Raw genomic sequence first — 16,344 nt, 5'->3', positions numbered from 1 at the left:
CTACTTGGTCTGGGTATCCAGCCAGGCTTGTCTGAATTGCTGCATGGCAGGCGTCAGCTCCTTGCCGGTTTCCTCAAAGGTTACAACCTCCAGCGTGGGGTCTTCTTCCATCACCAGAGTGGTTTGTCTGGTTGTACCATAACGCTGGTAGGTAACAGGCACGCTGTGGGCTGGCTTGAGCTTGTTCAGAATTTTCTCCATTTGCTTCTCGCTGGTTACTTTCTTCCCGTTAATCGTCAGGATGACGTCGCCGCGGTTGATGCCGGCTTTATAGAGGGGAGAGGTGACGTAGGTGCCGTTCAGGAGCTTTGCACCTTGCTTGCTGAACTCAAAATTGGCAGGTCCTAGAGTAGCTTTGCCGGTGTTGGCCTTGCGCAGTTGTAGCCCGGCTTCGGCCAGGAGTGCGGCGTAATCGGGCAGTTCGCTGCCAAATACCTGTCGTTTGAAGAAGTCGGCTGCCCAGGCAGTATCTTTTGTGACTTCAGCCAGGGTTTGCTGCAGGTCGGCCATGGTATAGGGCTTTTCAGCCTGACCATATTTCTGCCAGAGAGCCTGCATGTAGTTATCCAGTGTAGTGTTGAAATCACGGCGCAGGGTAAGGTCGAGGCCCATGCCCAGCACACTGCCATAGGTATAGTAAGATATGAAAGTGTTGTTACGGTTGTGCGGATCCACGGAGCGGGCTGCATCTACAAAAGGAGCCTGCATGCTCATTTCCACCAGACTATTGTAGTGACGGCCAGGCGAGAGCAGCACATAATTCAGGTCACCAGCCAGACTACTGCTGTACTTTCTGAGGTCAGAGATGCCGCTGCGGCGCATGGTCAGGTTGCCGTAGTAGCTTGTAAAACCCTCGGCCAGCCAAAGCGCTTCTGTCATATTAGCCCGCTGAAAATCAAACGGCTCCAGGGTGGCAGGACGCAGGCGCTCCACATTCCAGGCATGGAAAAACTCATGCGAGACCGTACCCAGCAGGGCAGATGTAAAGTTGTTAAGCGATCTTGAACTGGTCAGGATGGTGGAGTTGCGGTGTTCCATGCCATCGCCTACTGCCTGGGGCATGTAGCAGGCAATAAAGGTATAGCGGCCAAAGTCGAAATCGGGCAAATCTCCGTAAACGGCCTGCTGCTCTGCCACAATCTTTTTGGTGCTGGCCACATAACTGTCGAAAGCAGTCTGCGTGGCTGGATGGTGCATGGCAACCTGTATGGTCTGGCTTTTGGTGCCGTCCTGCACCTTCCACTCAGCAAAAGAGAAATCGCTCAGTTCTGTCGGGCTGTCCATCAGGTACTGAAAATTCGGAGCCTGGAAAGTCGAATCGTTGAGGGGCTGCAGCTGCGTGGCCACTTTCCAGTTGCTTCCCTGCGGAACCCGGAATGTCACGCGGGCAGGTGTTTGTTCAAAGCCCCGGGCATACATCAGGGTAGCGGGCATGTTCAGGTGGGCGTGTGTCTCGTCGATGCCGGAATAGGTGCCGTCGGCGTGGTCGCCAAACAAGGTATAGCTCAGCGTGACTTCGCCCTGGTGTCCGCTCACAGCCCACTCGTGCGGACTGGTTCTGCTGACGGGCAGCTGCTGTCCTTTGCTGTCGGTGGCTTTTACGCTGTACACATTTTTGGCGAACTCGTGCAGCGCGTACCTGCCCGGCGAACTGCGGGGCATCAGCACTTGCAGCGTGTCGCTTTTTATACCTGTAAACGTTACGCTGATCTGTGCCTCGTGGTGCACGGCGTTGGGGAAGGAGAGGTGGTAGCTAACTTGCTGCCCCTGCGCCAGCAGTGGCGTAAACGTTAGCGACAGGGCAGCACATAGGGCGCCGAAAAGTCTCATGGACATAAGGGAGTGTTTGGTTCGACACTAAAAGTATGAATTTTACAGCTATCGCGCAATGTGGCTATACTTTTCGGTAAGATCTGGCCTGTACCAGACCGCCATAAAATGCAGCAGAAGTCTCCAGAGATAACGGTTTCCGGGCAAAGTGCTCACCAAAGTCGGGAAGACCGGACGCCTTTACATCGCTCACTAAACCAAAAAAGGTGTACATACTCTTGAGCAGCAGACGCTGCCAGGCAGGTATAGGTGTTTGAGTCGGCCAGAAATCGCTGAACAGCCAGCGCCCCTCTGGACGTAATGCGGCGCATAACCGGTCTATCAGGTATAGCAAGCGCTCGTCTGGAAAAAGGTCGAGTAGAAAAGGGGTGAGCATAACGTCAAATGTTTCGTCGGGCTGCAGGCTGCTCTCATCACCTAAGCGAAAGTCTACTGAGGAATGTGCCAGGGCAGGTTGTTGGCAAATGCGTTGCCGGGCCAGTTGCAGCATGGTAGCTGATACTTCCAGGTAAGTGACTTCCACGAAGGGCCGTTGCTTCAGTAACTGCTCCAGCAGCCAGCCGGAACCACCTCCGATCAGCAGTACCTTGGCGTGTTGCGGAATAAGTGACAAATGTTCTGTCTGCGCCTTCCGCAGCGCATTACCGAAGACCAGCCGCGAAAGGCCATCGTAGACCGGGGCAATGCGATCGAAATTGGTGTTGCTCAGGTAGTTTGTCATTTCGGCCAGCGGGAGAAATCTGAGGCGAGGATGGATAAAGGTTTTAGCTGCTTCCATCCTGGGTGTGTTCAAAGTTAATTGAAGTGAGGGGTAGCGTGCTATTTTCACGCCAGATTTCTCACTTGTGTTCGAAATGACAAAATGGAGAAATCCTCATCATCCGTCGTAAAGATTAACGGGTATAATGCTCCTGCACAATCCCTTTAAGTTTATCGAGTACGTATTCGGTAAACTGTTTGAGCAGGCTTAGGCTGTTGCCCTTGAACACCTCCCGGAACTCCTCGGCTTTCCCATCATACAGAAAAGAAACGAAAATAGTACCTACCGGCTTTTCAGAAGTTTCGGAGCCTCCTGCGCCGGTAAGACCTGTGGTAGCGACGCTGATATCGGCGTTCAGCGCTTTTTTTAGACCCATCACCATTTCATTGGTTACCTGCTGCGATTCGGCAGTATAGAGGTCCAGCGTGTCCTGTTTTACGCCCAGCAGTTTTTTCTTGGCTTCAACATGGTATACCACCAGGCTGCCGATCAGCACATCGCTACTGCCTTTGGCTTTTACCAGTTCAGATGACAGCATGCCGGCCGTGCAGCTTTCGGCAAAAGCAACGGTCAGGCCATTATCTTTCAGCAGCATGGTCAGTTCGGTAAGCTCGGTTTGGGTCATAGTGTTTTTATCTTCTTCAAATAAGGGGTGATTCTCATACTGTTTTACCCTCCGCGTGGTTACCTGTCAGGGGGTAGCGCTGCAAAATGCTGTAGTGGGGGTGGGGTGATCCTAGTTCTGAATGCCAGACTGCTATCTCGTTCACCTGCAGCGCAAGGGGGGTGTCCGGGTAGAACGATTGGAGGGAATGCGGCACCGGGCGGTCTTTGCGAAAACGGGCAAGCGTGACGTGCGGTTTGGGCTCACGGTGAAGAGGCGGCTCAGTTGAAAGCGCCTGTGTGAGGCTGCCACTCAGTTGGGCAAAAGCATCATGGCTTCTAAAGCGAGCCCAGATCAGACGTGGCGAGCGGGGTTTGGGACCAGGTTCTATCGCCTCCAGCTGCAAGGTGAAGGGGGTAAACTGCCGTGTCAGGTGAGCGGTCACATCCTGTATGGCGGGCAACTGACTGGCCGGAACATTACCGATAAAGTAAAGCGTCAGGTGCAGGTTTTCTGTGGGCACCTGTCGCAGGGCATCGCTCTTATACCTGCCGGCCTGTTCTACAAAATACGCTTTCAGTTCGTCAGGAAGCGGCGCTGCAATAAATAGTCTGGTGGTTTGGCCCATGCGCTGTCTTATTTATACTTGTATGGCTTGGCATACGTAATAACAGGTCGGGCGTATACTTAGCCTGTACTCGAACCAATTCCCATGATTTCATGATACGAAATTTCTACAAAAAGCTGGCCGCTGGCTTTGCCTTATTCACCCTCGAGCTGATTTTTGTGATGGTGGTTTTTCTGGCCTGCGTGGTGATCTTTCTTTATGTGAGCGCCCAGGTGGTAGAGGCATCCGGCCCGATTAAGTTCGATGAGGCGGCCTTTTCTGTAGCCGCCGATTTGCAGAGCACCGGTTTTACGCAATTCATCGAGTTCATCACCTTTTTTGCTTCCCGCCACTTCATGACGGCGGCCGGTCTGCTGCTCATTGCTTATTTCCTGTTTGTGCGGCGGCATAAGTGGTATTCGCTCAAAGTGCCGGTGGTGGCGCTGGGCAGTATCTCGCTTAACCTGGTGCTTAAATTCTTTTTCGACAGGCAGCGCCCTGAAATGCCCCTGGTCGATGCCTCGGGCCTGAGCTTTCCGAGCGGGCACTCCATGATTGCCGCCTCGTTCTACAGTCTGATTATTTACCTGACCTGGAAGCATGTGGAATCGAAGCCCCTCAGAAATTTTTTAGTGGCCCTGCTCGTCATTTTTATTTTGCTCATCGGATTCAGCCGGATTTACCTACGCGTGCACTATGCAACTGATGTAGTGGCGGGTTTTGCTGCTGGTATTCTGTGGGTTATCCTCGGCATCTGGCTGCTGCGCCGCATCGAAAAATATACCCGCAAAGAGATTGCCCCGGTAGTGGAAGAGGAGTGAATTTGAGTGAGCGGAATTTTTTTTCGGGTGGGCTATTGCAGATAATAATTTCTGTTATACCTTTGCAATCCCAATCAACAAGGGTTAAAGGGTTTTGGGAATTACATTTTGATTATTACCAGCGCGCACGTGGCGGAACTGGTAGACGTGCAGGTCTCAGAAGCCTGTGCCTTCGGGCGTGGGAGTTCGACTCTCCCCGTGCGCACTAATCCAAAATGGAAAAAGCCGGCTGCAAAGCCGGCTTTTTTGTTTTTATACCTTTCTGGAGTAATTTTTCTAAAGTGTTTGCTGGTGTGGTAGTGCGTATGGCGCGAGCGTCCTTGCTTGTGATTGGTATAGCCAGGTATAGATCTTTTGCTTTCTAGCAACTGCAATTACAGGTATAGCTTCGCCTGTACGGCGGGCCTCACTTTTTTTATTGAGAAAAAAATAGAGGGCCCCTACCCCCAGTAGGCAAAAAAGTCAAGACCCTCCAAATCGAGAACCCCTACCCCCACTCGCTGAACGCTCTTGACAGGGGGACCCCTTCACCCCCAACAGTGGAGTGTCGTAATGGTGGGCCTGATACAGGAGATTTGTTTCATAGCTTGAGGGGCAAGTTAGTCTTACTATACCTATCAGTGAAATATGACAGTTACAGCAATGCTTCTTATACCTGAAAGAAAGCAGCAATAGCTGAAAGTCCCCTTCCTGTTTGGGGTAGATCACCCACCCAATCCACACCAAAACCGCAATTGTTCGTAAAGGAGGCAAAATGTGCACGACATGAAAGGCCTTACCAAGCGACTTCTGGCTTTACTGGCGCTGCTATCGGCGGAGGCGGTGCTGGTGGCGCTGGCTTTTTTTGCCTGTCTTTTTGTGTTCAGTTACATGACCCGGGAGGTGTTCATTCAGCAGGATTCCGCCCTCGATAATGCCCTGTTTCTTTATGCCGCAACGCACCGTTCTGATGGAATGACCCGTTTAATGCGCTTTTTCTCTTTTTTCGCCTCCGCCGACTACCTGCTGGTCGCCCCGGCGCTCATCGTGCTGGTCATGTCCTGGTTTCAATATTTGCGCTGGTATGCCCTGAAAGTTCTGGTGATTGCCTTTACCAGCACCATGTTCAACCAATTGCTCAAGCGGGTTTTCGAACGGCCCCGGCCTGTGACGGCTATGCTCGAGCAGTCGGGCCTCAGCTTTCCCAGCGGACACGCCATGATCGGCAGCTCCTTCTACGGACTACTCATTTATATTGTGTGGCGCGAAGTGAAAGATCCGCTTTGGCGGAAGAGCTGTGTGTTGCTTCTCCTGATTTTACTTCTCCTCATCGGGTATAGCCGCATTTACCTAAACGTGCATTACGCCACCGATGTACTGGCCGGGTACGCCATGGGCATCCTTTGGCTCCTGCTCGCTATCTATTTGATGAAAAAACTGGAGAGGTGGTATTTTAAGGTAGGAAGCCCGGGAGTTGAAAATCCTGACAGGTATAGTTAACAGGTATAAGTCACAACTTATTCTACCAAAGACCTGCCACTTGCAGCCATACTTCAATCAATTTAACCACTTAACAAACAACAATTTCTCAAATCCCTTTGTCTTCAGCATCAGGCGGCTTAATTTAGAGTTGTCAACCGCCCTTCTAAAACAGAAACTATGCCGCGCCTCCTGATTGCCTGTCTTGGCTATACCTTGCTGCTCTTTGCTATACCTGCTATACCTGCCCTCGCCCAGCAGCCCGACCAGATAGCCGAGGTGAAAGCCAGGTTGGAGAAAGAACGAAGCACTTTGCGTGAGCCAGGTAGAAGGCCGTTGCCTGAGCGGGCAAACCGCATGCTGGACTTAGGTATGTGGCAGGAGGCTGAGGCGCTGCTCAAATCTAGTACGGCTTCACCTGGGATTAACTTAGTCAAAGCCAGACTAGCCATGCTGCGGCACGAATATCATGCTGCAGAAGTACTGGTTAATCAGGTGCTGAAACAGGAACCTGCCAGCAGAGCAGCTTTGCTACTCCAGAGTCAGCTACAGATGCAGGCTTGGGAATTAAAGGAGGCGCTGGCTACTGTCCAAAAACTGCTTCGTCTCAATCCGAAAGATGAGGAAGCCACCTTGCTGGTGGGGCGCATCCTGATGCTGCAGAAAAAGTATAACGAGGCACTGGCTCAGGCCCTGAAAGTGCAGCGCTGGAATCCAAATAATGCCGCTGCCTATCTGCTGGAGTCGGATGTGCTTTTCTGGGACCAAAAGCCGGAAGAGGCCGAGAAACCACTTGTCAGAAGCCTGACCCTCAACCCATTTGATGCGGACGCCCGCTTCAACTACGGCTATGCCATCTGGCGCCGGGTAGATGCCACCCAACTCAACGCCATGGCCGCGCAGTGGGAGCTGGTACTGGCACTCAATCCCCTGCACTATGTCACGCACTGGCACTGGGGCAATGGCCATACCAACCTCACCTATGCTGATTATGCCCAGCCGGAAGACGAAGCCGTAAGAAAAGCTCTCCAACCTGCTAATCAGCTGATTTCTCAAAACAAACTGCAGGAAGCCTTGGCTGAGATCCGGAAAGTGCAGCAAACTTACCCGGCTTCGGTATTGCCCGACATGCTGCGCGGCTCTGCCTATTACATGGCCTTCGACCTGCCGCGCCAGCCACGCCTCGATTCGGCTGAAGTGATCTTTCAACGCATCCTCCGCAACAAAAAACACTACGGTCCGGCGCACAATGCCCTGGCCGCTGTTATCAAGCAAAAACAACTCGTATACCTGGCTGCCTACGATTCACTCTCACAGGTGATCCGGCAAACCGGAATCAAAGACCCTGTTAACTTTGCCCGTGTGTTTCCGGATGTAACTTATTATCCGGGTGAGACGGTGAAGAAAATGGTTTGGTCGCAGCTATACGCCAGCACGGTTTATTTTCCTTTTCTGTCACGCCAGGGAGAGAAATTCGTAATTCCGCCGCTGCACACCGATCTGGCCATTGCCATGAATTCGCCTTATTTCCGCCAGGCCACCACCTTCGATAATCGCCAGTGGATGGACATCCGGGGAGTAGGAAGCGGAGCCGCCGCCATTGAATACGTCATCAGGGGAGCTTACCTGGAGCGTAATGTGGTGCTGCATGAGTACGTGCACCTGTTCCATGGGCGGGTATTTACGGATGCTGAAAACCGGGCTGTGCGTCGCCTCTACCACAATGCCATGAAAGAGGGCCGTACGCTCGATTATTACTCGGCCAACAACGAGCACGAATACCTGGCCCAGACCTATCCGGCCTATTTTGAGCCCGTGAAAGTGCATCCGCTCAATCACAAGTCCATTAATACCACGAGCGACCTGAAGGCGAAAGATCCGGAGCTGTATACCTTCCTGGATAAGCTGGTGAAGCGGCAGGAAGCTTACCTGGCCGGCGACAAACAGGCGATGGCCAGTAACTGGGCACAGGTATACCTGAACCTGGCCGAGCGCGAGACCCGGGCACAAAACTATCCGAGAGCGGCCGCGCTACTCGACTCGGCCCTAACCTGGGATGCCAGCTACCAGCCTGCCCTGCTGGCCTATGCCGGTCTGAAGCAACGACAACTGGCTTTCGACGAAGCACAACAGTGGCTGCTGCGTGCTCAGAAAGTAAACAAGGATTATGCGCCGATCTATACCGCTGAGGCAGATTTGTTTGAAGCCCGACGCAGGGCCGGACAATTGTCGGTCCGTCGCGCTGTGCAGGAGCAACAGATGCGTTATGAGCAGGCCCTCTTGCTGGAAGATGATCTGTTGACCCGCGCCCGCATCAACCAGGCTTTCCGGGAAATGTATGCGGATTACGGTCGTCTTTTGGAGGCCATTGCAGTAGGGGAGCGCTACGTACAGGAAGCCCCGACCATCTCTACTTATTTGCGGGACCGTCGTGACGAGGCACAGGCCTATACCAGCTGGCTGCGCGGTACGGCCGCGCCATCACAGGAGGCAGAGCGTACATTGGCAGCACTGGTAGCCCGCAAGCCGCAGCACTATGAACTACGTCAGCAGTATGCCGAGGTACTGGCTACGCAAGGCAAATATGCCGAAGCCATTGCCACCCTTGCAGAAGCGCAGCGCATCCTCACTGCGGCAGGTACACCGCGCCCGGGCTATATGGTGCGCATGGCCAACTGGCAGTTACAACTGGGAGACAAAGCTGCTGCACAGCAATTGCTGGCGCCTATCAGCAACGGGAAATTGCGCGCCCGCAGCGAAGCTGCTTTATTGGCCAGGGTATACGCCGGGCTAGGTGATGCCGGCAAGGCGCAGGAAGAACTCAAAAAGCAGCCCGTACAACACACGCCTGCGGAACTGGCCGAATTTCTGTTCGCCTCCGGCAAGGTATGGGAAGCAGAGAAAGAACCAAAGCGCGCCCGGAAAGCCTACGAAGCTGCCCTCCGTGAGAACCCATACCTGTATGCCGCCCGCCAGAGCTTGGTCAACCTGTTGTACCAGCAAGGTAAAAACAGCCAGGCTGAGCGTTTGCTGTCAGAAGGGCTAGAGTTGGGGTATAAGTTGTAGAAATCTGGGTGTATTGTTTCTGCCTTTGAAGTGATTGAACCTGGTATTTGCGAAAATATCTAAATCCTGAGAGCAGCTCAAGCAAGGGTGTGATTCAGCCTGAGAAATTGTAACCTGCTTAATACTCATCCACCAATAATCAGGGTGTATTATTCCGTTTAACTTCTTAACTTTCTAGCTCTAAACCTTATCACGATCTAAATCTTAACGCATGAAAAACCTCTTCCGACTCAGTTCATTGCTTTTGTTTTTAAGCATTTTCAGCGCCTGCAATTCCAATACAGCCACTTCCGATCAGCAGATCGAGGAGATTGAGACTGCTACTGAAGTGACTACCGTATACCTGGTGCGCCATGCCGAAAAGGATACCACTGAAGCTTCCAACGAAGATCCGGAACTGACAGAAGCGGGGCATGCACGGGCAGAAGCCTTGCGGGCTTTCTTAGAAGGGCAGGAAGTGGACGCTTTGTATGCCACTAAATACATGCGTACCGGACAGACGCTTTATCCATTGGCCAGAGAGCGTAACATAGAGGTGGTGCAGTACGAAGGGCACGATTTCGAGGGGCTTAAAACGCGTATCCTGCAGGAGCATCGCGGACAGACAATTGTTGTAGCCGGTCATTCCAATACGCTTTTGCCGATCATCGAAGCGTTTGGGGCTGAAAAACCTTTCGAGGAAATTGCTGACAGCCAGTACCGCTATCTGTTTAAACTGACCGTTCGCCCGGACAGTACGGCTAGTGTAGAGGTAACTGAATTCGGGGCCTAGGCTTTGAATTTGGGGCCTAGGCTTTAAGACAATACCCTGGTTTTGCAGATGCGGTCGTGGAGCAGGCGGGTATGAGAGGCAACTCTTGTGCCTGTCAATGCCTGCGTGAGCAACACAAAAATGCTGATTGGCCTGAGTAGATAACGGAGGCTGGCGCGTCGGAATGAGATGCGGTCGCCGCAAAAACCCACAACGCGAAGTCCCAAGAACTGTTTGCCTAGAGAGCCTTGCCAGGCGCCGCTTTCAGTACCTGCAAAGTATAGCCAACCCATCAGCAGGTGCAGTAGGCGTTCTGACTTAAAAACCAAAGCCTCTTCATTGCTGCTGAAAGTAAAGTATTCGATTAGCCCGATAGTGGACAACAGGAAAAATGTGTCCAGGAAAAAAGCAAGCACTCGGGCTCCCATCTGAGCTTCGAGCAGGTGTGGTTTTGCTTTCTGATAAGACAATTGCATAGGTAATAACACGTAAAAGCACCTTAACACAGGGTGCTTTTACTTTATACCTTCGTACTTGTAAGTATGTTGCAGTTTATTAGTTATTATTTGAACTTTTAAAAGGGGGATATCTGTGCAGCGGTTCTCAGTGCTCCTTCATGACGTAGTAGCCACTCTTTTCGCCACAGGCCTCCGGCATAGCCCGTCAGGCTTCCGTCGCTGCCGATTACCCGGTGGCAGGGCACAATTATGCAGATCGGGTTGCGACCGTTAGCGGCCCCCACAGCACGAATTGCCTTCTCACCCGACACTGCCCTCGACACGGCCAGGTAGCTGGTGGTTTTGCCGTGCGGTATACCTTGCAGTTCCTGCCATACCTGTTTCTGGAAAGTTGTACCCGCAGGTGCCAGCGCTAAGTCAAAATCATGCCGTTTCCCCGCAAAATATTCCTCCAGCTGCTGCACACAATCGCTGATACAAACGGGCATTTCATGCGTCTGCTCAGCCGGCACGGCGTCCTTTTCACAAAAGTTTACTTCTGTTATGCCTTGTTTGGTACCGCCAATCCGGAGCAGGCCGAGCGGCGACTGCATATAGCTGATGTAGGTTTTGCTTTCCATGTTTTGTGTTTGGCTATACCTCAAATATAGCAATACAAACGCACGTTTGCCATCCGACTTCTGAAAGAAGTGACAGCAAACGTGCGCTATAGGTATAGAATTGCGCTTACTTACTGGCTACTGCAGTCGGCGGGCTAAAGCGCTCAACCTTGTTGGCATTCCCCTCCACCGTCATCAGGTATTTGTAGATTGCCTTCAGGTCGGCTTCTTCCATACCGGCATACATGGCCCAGGGCATAATAGTATTGAAGGCGTCCGGCGCTAACTTTGCGGCTGTCGCCTCGGGAGCCTCGTAGTTTTTGAAACGTTGCACAAAAGCCTCTTCTGTCCAGTTGCCTATACCTGTCTGCTTGTCGGGCGTGATGTTGGAAGAGCGCAACACGGCTCCGTTCGGGAATTTAAACTCAAATCCGCCGGCCAGGTATTTTCCTTCGATGGGTGCTCCTTTATCTTGTGGCGTATGGCATTCGGCGCAGGCTGCTATGGTAAGCAGGTACTTGCCGCGCACCAGTTCATCCTGCAACGTGTGTTCATCAGTTGGATTTGGCTTGCCCGAGGGGATGGTACGCAGAATCAGGTTCATCGGGAAGTCAGGCTTTGACTCGGGCACCTGGTACTTGATCGGGTTAAGGGAGCGAATGTAGGAGATGATGGCATAGGCATCGTTGGTGGTCATGCTGGCATAGGACTTATAAGGCATCACCGGGAAGAGCGGATCCCCGTTGCGGCTAACCCCTGTCGTGAAAGCGCGGTATACCTCGCCGTCGGTCCAACTGCCTATACCTGTCTCCGTGTCGGAAGTGATGTTGCGGGCATAAAAAACACCCGGAAAGCCCATGGAATGATCAAAAACATCGCCCCCTTTGCCTTCCGTGCCGGGCACAACCGGACCTGAAAAGCGGGAGAAGTCGCGGGTGGAGTGGCAGTCGATGCAAACCGCCACATGGTTAGCCAGGTAGGCTCCCCGTTCAATCAGTTCCGGTGATTTCTGGATGGTAATGGCGGGTGCCGCATCCACCTTCGGGAAGGTATAGCGCAGGTATACCACCCCGGCCGCTGCAATTGCCACCAGCACCACGAAGAGCATACCGATGATTCTAAATGCTTTTTTCATATGAGAGATGTTTAGGATTAGGGTAAAGGTTCGATATTGACTATGGACCGTAATATTTAAAATAAATATTATTATAAACAAGCTATTTTTAAGCAAGGAAAGCCTATTTTTAGTGCAGCGTTTTCTTCAGAATGTAAAAGCTGAAATTATTTAAGTATAATGCTGAACTATGTTGCTGTATTAAATGTATGTACATATATTTGCAGTCACCTCATTGTCTGGAGCTATAGGCCGCTGCTGTTATGTAGTTGAGTTGCAGGGATAAATCGTGTTTAACCCTTTTAGGGGTACATTATTATATAAAGGGTCCCCTTTTGAAAGGGGTGGTGATGACAGTCGGCTTCGAGGGGCCAGCAAATCTATGGGTATAGGGTCCTGCTTTGATACTGTGAGTCTTGATCCGGCCAATTTTCAGTAGAGATGGGTTAATGCCATCTAAAGACCAAAAACGAAACAACATACTATGCAGATAGAAGAAGAAATCAAGCAGCCGGTATTCAGGAGTCTGCACCAGAAAGCGTATATTAACCTGGTATATACTGCCGGTTGGGTAGAGCAGCAGCAAAGTGCGCACTTCAAACCATTTGGCGTAAGTTTGCCGCAATACAATATTTTACGTATCCTGCGCGGACAATACCCCAGGCCCGCTACCGTTAGCATGCTGATAGAGCGTATGCTCGACAAGACCTCCAACGCTTCCCGCATCGTCGATAAGCTGGTGGCAAAAGAGCTGGTCTCCCGCCAGCAGTGCCCAAAGGACCGGCGCACGGTCGATGTGCTGATCACTGAGAAAGGCCTGGACCTGCTCAGGCAGATGGATGAACTGGAGGGAGGAAAGGGAACAGGTATCACCAACCTGTCAGACGAGGAGGCCCTTGAGCTGAGCAGGCTGTTGGATAAAGTGCGGAAAAACAGTTGAGACCATTAAACCATTTTAAAAATAAACCATCCAACTACTCAAAATCAATCATTTATCACATGAAAAAAACCGCTATTCTGGCATCGCTTGCAGCTGCGCTGATGCTATCTGCCTTTACCGGCACCTCTAACACAGATCGGAACGCAACAGAAATAGCTGCTCCTGCCAAGGGACGTACTTTTGCTGTTGAGACGGCTGCCAGCGAGGTAAACTGGAACGCCAAAAAAGTGACTGGTGAGCACTATGGCAAAATTTCCCTGAAAAGCGGTCAGCTGACGGTGGACAAAAACCGTGTGACGGGCGGCTCCTTCGAGTTTGATATGAGTTCGATCACGGTGGAAGACATCAAAGATGCTGGCATGAACGGCAAACTGGTGGGTCACCTGAAGTCGGATGATTTCTTTGGTGTAGAAAAGTACCCAAGCGGTTCTTTCGTGATCACCGAAGCTATTCCGATCGCCAAAGCCGCCGCAGGCCAGCCGAACTACAACGTAAAAGGCAACCTGACCATCAAAGGCATCACGAACCCGGTAAGCTTCCCGGCCATTATCACTGTGAAAGACGGCGTAGCCACAGCCAAAGCTGATGTGACAGTAGACCGCACCAAATACGATATCCGCTACCGCTCCAGCAACTTCTTTGAAAACCTGGGCGACAAAGCGATCTATGATGAGTTCACGGTAAGCCTGAATGTGAAGGCAAAGCAATAGCATTCAGCGCAGGATCCCTTCGCAAAGCCGCTCCGTTACACAGGAATGCATTAGCCTTTGCAACAAGCGACCAGAAACAGCATATTATGTTTCTGGTCGTTTTGTTGCTTTTTGGAGTGGGTTGACTTGCTTTTGAAACAGATGACATGTGGCCTTTGAGGCTGCCAGCAGCGACGCGCAGTATGGAATGACCTCGGGCATACAAGAGGCTTTCAGGGCAGTGCCTGTAAGAGCATGACGGCAGTGCGTGCTGGAAGTGACTCGGCGGCGTTGATAATCCAGTGTAATCTACTGCATTTCAGGAGAATAATAGGATGTGAGAGGTATTGCGAGCATAAAATCAAATGCGCAACCTGCTAAGTAAAGCATTTTAGTAAGTGTATGATAAACAAGTAGTTAATTGTAAAATACTCGCAATTATACTTGATTTATTTATAAAATATGCGTACATTCAAATCATGGAAACAGCAGCAAGAAAACGGCCCATTCATCTGGGCGATCATGTCCGTAGAATGCGTACGGCCCTTGGCGTAAAGCAGGCTTCGCTTGCCAGTGAACTGGGAACCACCCAGCAGAACATCTCCCGAATTGAGCAGGAAGAGGATATGGATAAGGCAACACTTGAAAAGATAGCCAAAGCACTTGGTGTGACTACAGAGGCTATTGAGAATTTTTCCGAAGAGGGGGCTATCTTCAATGTTCAAACATTGCATGATAATTCTACTGCAGGTAACAATGGATATTTTGATCAATGTACCTTCAATCCCATAGAAAAGATAGTGGAGCTCTATGATGCGCTCCTTAAAAGTGAGCGGGAAAAGAACGAGTTATTGGAAAGAATGCTCAAAAACCAACACTCCGGCGAATGAGCCGGTTACTTAAAGTATATTGATTGTTTTGTCTGGGAGCAGATAAACAAGGCATTTATTACAGGATTATCCAAGAGCCACTTACAGGTATAACTGTATAGTGGCTTTTTTTATTCACCCTCACGTGTTTTCTCGCGCTATACCTTTTAAGAAGCCTACTGACATATAAAGTCTGACAACCTGAATTGCAGCGGCAATGATAAAATGATGTGCAGGGCATGATTCTGATTTATCAATAAGGTAGATGAGAAGATTCTTTAGCAGTTAACTGTCTTCCTTGATTTGCAACAACCAGATATTATTGTGATGGAACCAAAAATAAAGATAAACATGTTTGTACAATAAATGTATATACATTAAATTTGCAAATCAAATTCGAAAACTATCATTATCTAAATCAGAATTACATGAAAAAGACAGCAATCTTTGCTTCTATGGCCGCAGCGCTTTTCTTTACTGCCTGCACCGACAGCAACACCGCAACTGAGAACACAACTGCCGTAGCTACAGAAGCTCCTGTTGCAGCAGAGGGTGAGGCTTATGCCGTAGATCCGTCTGCAAGCCAACTGACCTGGAATGGTAAAAAAGTAGGTGGCGAGCACTCTGGTAACATCAGCCTGCAGGGTGGCGAACTGGTAGTAGCTGAAGGCCAGTTAGTAGGTGGTGAGTTTACCATCGACATGGCCTCTATCACCAACACCGACTTAACAGATGCCAAGTACAATGCTGACCTGGTAGGTCACCTGAAGTCTGACGACTTCTTTGGCGTTGAGCAGCACCCGACGGCTAACTTTAAAATCAACAGCATCAGCCCGATCGCTGACGCCGCTGCCGGCCAGCCAAACTATAATGTAGAAGGTGACCTGACTATTAAAGGCAAAACCAACCCGGTAAGCTTCCCGGCTACAGTTAACGTTGAGAACGGTAATGCTACTGCGAAAGCCGATGTGATCGTTGACCGCGCCAAATATGACGTTCGTTACGGCTCTAAGAGCTTCTTTGATGACCTGGGCGACAAAGTAATCGATGATAACTTCACAGTAAGCCTGGATATCACGGCAAAGAAGTAATTGTCTTTTCTGTCAGAAAATTCAATATAAACCCTCTCTTATAAACAGGAGAGGGTTTTTTTATTTAAGAAGCACTGTTTCTATAGGGACTTTATAATATATGGGAATGTAGGAATAAGTAAGAATCAATTAGGTTTCGGTTATATTTGGCACTTTTAAAAATGATAAATCCATTAGCTCTATGGAGGGTGAAATTCTATTAGGATATAGATTACCAGCTAAATTAATATTTAAGACGGTACTGGTAACTGTAATCACAGTATTAGGAATTTGTATATTTAGTATGCTTGTAGTTGAACCTAATATTCCTTGGATTTCAAGTTATTTTACGATTACGAGCCAAAGCCCTAAGTTTGTTAGTGACCGATTACTGTTAATTGTAAGTAAATTTGATTTAGATTCTGAGAATTCTGTACCAGCATACATTTCCACTTTAAATCTTATAGTAAGTGCCGTTTTACTTTATGAAGCTGTTTAGGGTTTTAAGAACCTCCAAAGAATTAGGTTGGTAAAAGTATTTGCGAAAACATTTGCTCACCAAGTCCTAATCCAATGGAAGTCTTAAGTGAAGATAGCATAAATAAATGGATCGTGCCACAACTAAGTGTTGGCAAACGCGGTCCCAGGCTCCATGTGGCAGCCAGTAAAATAGTAGGCGCCATACTCTACAAGCTTAAAACAGGGTGC

General features: G+C 50.2%; 17 protein-coding genes and 1 tRNA gene. 11 read left to right on the top strand and 7 right to left on the bottom strand.

All coding sequences use genetic code 11. From position 1 onward, the window contains the following. From K3G39_RS18510 to thpR, 4 genes are all read right to left on the bottom strand, one after another. The gene (locus K3G39_RS18510; protein ID WP_220627662.1) at window positions 1–1,836 is read right to left on the bottom strand and encodes a M61 family metallopeptidase; all 1,836 of its coding nucleotides are present in this window, start codon (window positions 1,834–1,836) and stop codon (window positions 1–3) included. 58 nt (window positions 1,837–1,894) lie between these two features. Beyond that, on the bottom strand, window positions 1,895–2,608 hold the full coding sequence (locus K3G39_RS18505; protein ID WP_255594498.1) for a class I SAM-dependent methyltransferase: 714 nt from the start codon (window positions 2,606–2,608) through the stop codon (window positions 1,895–1,897). Between the two features lie 115 nt (window positions 2,609–2,723). Continuing rightward, window positions 2,724–3,215, bottom strand: a complete 492-nt coding sequence (locus K3G39_RS18500) for a CinA family protein (protein ID WP_220627661.1) — start codon at window positions 3,213–3,215, stop codon at window positions 2,724–2,726. A 34-nt stretch (window positions 3,216–3,249) separates the two neighbouring features. After that, the gene (gene thpR / locus K3G39_RS18495; RefSeq protein ID WP_220627660.1) at window positions 3,250–3,822 is read right to left on the bottom strand and encodes an RNA 2',3'-cyclic phosphodiesterase; all 573 of its coding nucleotides are present in this window, start codon (window positions 3,820–3,822) and stop codon (window positions 3,250–3,252) included. A 92-nt stretch (window positions 3,823–3,914) separates the two neighbouring features. Here thpR and K3G39_RS18490 point away from each other — a divergent pair, with 92 nt between their 5' ends. The 6 genes from K3G39_RS18490 to K3G39_RS18465 all read left to right on the top strand — a co-directional run bounded on the left by K3G39_RS18490 (window position 3,915) and on the right by K3G39_RS18465 (window position 9,918). After that, window positions 3,915–4,622 carry a phosphatase PAP2 family protein gene (locus K3G39_RS18490; RefSeq protein ID WP_220627659.1) on the top strand — a complete coding sequence of 236 codons (708 nt, stop codon included), beginning with the start codon at window positions 3,915–3,917 and terminating at the stop codon, window positions 4,620–4,622. A gap of 123 nt (window positions 4,623–4,745) precedes the next feature. Continuing rightward, window positions 4,746–4,827 (top strand) — tRNA-Leu (locus K3G39_RS18485). A 10-nt stretch (window positions 4,828–4,837) separates the two neighbouring features. Next, on the top strand, window positions 4,838–4,987 hold the full coding sequence (locus tag K3G39_RS18480; RefSeq protein WP_220627658.1) for a hypothetical protein: 150 nt from the start codon (window positions 4,838–4,840) through the stop codon (window positions 4,985–4,987). Window positions 4,988–5,387: 400 nt separating this feature from the next. Then, on the top strand, window positions 5,388–6,101 hold the full coding sequence (locus tag K3G39_RS18475) for a phosphatase PAP2 family protein (protein WP_220627657.1): 714 nt from the start codon (window positions 5,388–5,390) through the stop codon (window positions 6,099–6,101). Between the two features lie 159 nt (window positions 6,102–6,260). Further along, on the top strand, window positions 6,261–9,146 hold the full coding sequence (locus K3G39_RS18470; protein WP_220627656.1) for a tetratricopeptide repeat protein: 2,886 nt from the start codon (window positions 6,261–6,263) through the stop codon (window positions 9,144–9,146). A 211-nt stretch (window positions 9,147–9,357) separates the two neighbouring features. After that, entirely contained in the window at window positions 9,358–9,918 is a 561-nt protein-coding gene (locus K3G39_RS18465) for a histidine phosphatase family protein (RefSeq protein WP_220627655.1), read from the top strand. Between the two features lie 23 nt (window positions 9,919–9,941). Here the strand turns inward: K3G39_RS18465 and K3G39_RS18460 are convergent, their stop codons facing one another. The 3 genes from K3G39_RS18460 to K3G39_RS18450 form a co-directional block, all read right to left on the bottom strand. Continuing rightward, a complete protein-coding gene (locus K3G39_RS18460) occupies window positions 9,942–10,373 on the bottom strand; it encodes an RDD family protein (protein ID WP_220627654.1) in 432 nt (143 codons plus the stop codon). Window positions 10,374–10,471: 98 nt separating this feature from the next. Continuing rightward, a complete protein-coding gene (locus K3G39_RS18455; protein ID WP_220627653.1) occupies window positions 10,472–10,975 on the bottom strand; it encodes a methylated-DNA--[protein]-cysteine S-methyltransferase in 504 nt (167 codons plus the stop codon). A 106-nt stretch (window positions 10,976–11,081) separates the two neighbouring features. Continuing rightward, window positions 11,082–12,089 (bottom strand): c-type cytochrome, encoded by a 1,008-nt coding sequence (locus K3G39_RS18450; protein ID WP_220627652.1) that lies wholly within the window; start codon window positions 12,087–12,089, stop codon window positions 11,082–11,084. A gap of 463 nt (window positions 12,090–12,552) precedes the next feature. Here K3G39_RS18450 and K3G39_RS18445 point away from each other — a divergent pair, with 463 nt between their 5' ends. The 5 genes from K3G39_RS18445 to K3G39_RS18425 all read left to right on the top strand — a co-directional run bounded on the left by K3G39_RS18445 (window position 12,553) and on the right by K3G39_RS18425 (window position 16,135). Continuing rightward, window positions 12,553–13,008 (top strand): MarR family winged helix-turn-helix transcriptional regulator, encoded by a 456-nt coding sequence (locus tag K3G39_RS18445; RefSeq protein ID WP_220627651.1) that lies wholly within the window; start codon window positions 12,553–12,555, stop codon window positions 13,006–13,008. Window positions 13,009–13,067: 59 nt separating this feature from the next. After that, window positions 13,068–13,718, top strand: coding sequence for a YceI family protein (locus K3G39_RS18440; RefSeq protein WP_220627650.1), 651 nt, complete (start codon window positions 13,068–13,070; stop codon window positions 13,716–13,718). Between the two features lie 458 nt (window positions 13,719–14,176). Next, complete coding sequence (locus K3G39_RS18435) at window positions 14,177–14,587, top strand: helix-turn-helix domain-containing protein (RefSeq protein WP_220627649.1); 411 nt, start codon at window positions 14,177–14,179, stop codon at window positions 14,585–14,587. Window positions 14,588–14,994: 407 nt separating this feature from the next. Then, the gene (locus K3G39_RS18430) at window positions 14,995–15,657 is read left to right on the top strand and encodes a YceI family protein (RefSeq protein WP_220627648.1); all 663 of its coding nucleotides are present in this window, start codon (window positions 14,995–14,997) and stop codon (window positions 15,655–15,657) included. A gap of 181 nt (window positions 15,658–15,838) precedes the next feature. Continuing rightward, entirely contained in the window at window positions 15,839–16,135 is a 297-nt protein-coding gene (locus K3G39_RS18425) for a hypothetical protein (RefSeq protein ID WP_220627647.1), read from the top strand. Window positions 16,136–16,344: the final 209 nt, after the last annotated feature.

The sequence above is a fragment of the Pontibacter sp. HSC-14F20 genome, from assembly GCF_019599265.1.
In the GTDB taxonomy this organism is placed as follows: domain Bacteria; phylum Bacteroidota; class Bacteroidia; order Cytophagales; family Hymenobacteraceae; genus Pontibacter.
Note: the sequence above shows the minus strand (reverse complement) of the source record. Positions and strands in the feature narration are given on the sequence as shown.

What these genes read in the sequence shown, in the direction of transcription:
- K3G39_RS18455 (WP_220627653.1), bottom strand. Translation starts at nt 10,975, where the DNA reads ATGGAAAGCAAAACCTACATCAGCTATATGCAGTCGCCGCTCGGCCTG.
- K3G39_RS18430 (WP_220627648.1), top strand. Translation starts at nt 14,995, where the DNA reads ATGAAAAAGACAGCAATCTTTGCTTCTATGGCCGCAGCGCTTTTCTTT.
- K3G39_RS18500 (WP_220627661.1), bottom strand. Translation starts at nt 3,215, where the DNA reads ATGACCCAAACCGAGCTTACCGAACTGACCATGCTGCTGAAAGATAAT.
- K3G39_RS18445 (WP_220627651.1), top strand. Translation starts at nt 12,553, where the DNA reads ATGCAGATAGAAGAAGAAATCAAGCAGCCGGTATTCAGGAGTCTGCAC.
- K3G39_RS18480 (WP_220627658.1), top strand. Translation starts at nt 4,838, where the DNA reads ATGGAAAAAGCCGGCTGCAAAGCCGGCTTTTTTGTTTTTATACCTTTC.
- K3G39_RS18505 (WP_255594498.1), bottom strand. Translation starts at nt 2,608, where the DNA reads ATGGAAGCAGCTAAAACCTTTATCCATCCTCGCCTCAGATTTCTCCCG.
- K3G39_RS18465 (WP_220627655.1), top strand. Translation starts at nt 9,358, where the DNA reads ATGAAAAACCTCTTCCGACTCAGTTCATTGCTTTTGTTTTTAAGCATT.
- K3G39_RS18450 (WP_220627652.1), bottom strand. Translation starts at nt 12,089, where the DNA reads ATGAAAAAAGCATTTAGAATCATCGGTATGCTCTTCGTGGTGCTGGTG.
- K3G39_RS18435 (WP_220627649.1), top strand. Translation starts at nt 14,177, where the DNA reads ATGGAAACAGCAGCAAGAAAACGGCCCATTCATCTGGGCGATCATGTC.
- thpR (WP_220627660.1), bottom strand. Translation starts at nt 3,822, where the DNA reads ATGGGCCAAACCACCAGACTATTTATTGCAGCGCCGCTTCCTGACGAA.
- K3G39_RS18490 (WP_220627659.1), top strand. Translation starts at nt 3,915, where the DNA reads ATGATACGAAATTTCTACAAAAAGCTGGCCGCTGGCTTTGCCTTATTC.
- K3G39_RS18440 (WP_220627650.1), top strand. Translation starts at nt 13,068, where the DNA reads ATGAAAAAAACCGCTATTCTGGCATCGCTTGCAGCTGCGCTGATGCTA.
- K3G39_RS18475 (WP_220627657.1), top strand. Translation starts at nt 5,388, where the DNA reads ATGAAAGGCCTTACCAAGCGACTTCTGGCTTTACTGGCGCTGCTATCG.
- K3G39_RS18510 (WP_220627662.1), bottom strand. Translation starts at nt 1,836, where the DNA reads ATGTCCATGAGACTTTTCGGCGCCCTATGTGCTGCCCTGTCGCTAACG.
- K3G39_RS18460 (WP_220627654.1), bottom strand. Translation starts at nt 10,373, where the DNA reads ATGCAATTGTCTTATCAGAAAGCAAAACCACACCTGCTCGAAGCTCAG.
- K3G39_RS18425 (WP_220627647.1), top strand. Translation starts at nt 15,839, where the DNA reads ATGGAGGGTGAAATTCTATTAGGATATAGATTACCAGCTAAATTAATA.
- K3G39_RS18470 (WP_220627656.1), top strand. Translation starts at nt 6,261, where the DNA reads ATGCCGCGCCTCCTGATTGCCTGTCTTGGCTATACCTTGCTGCTCTTT.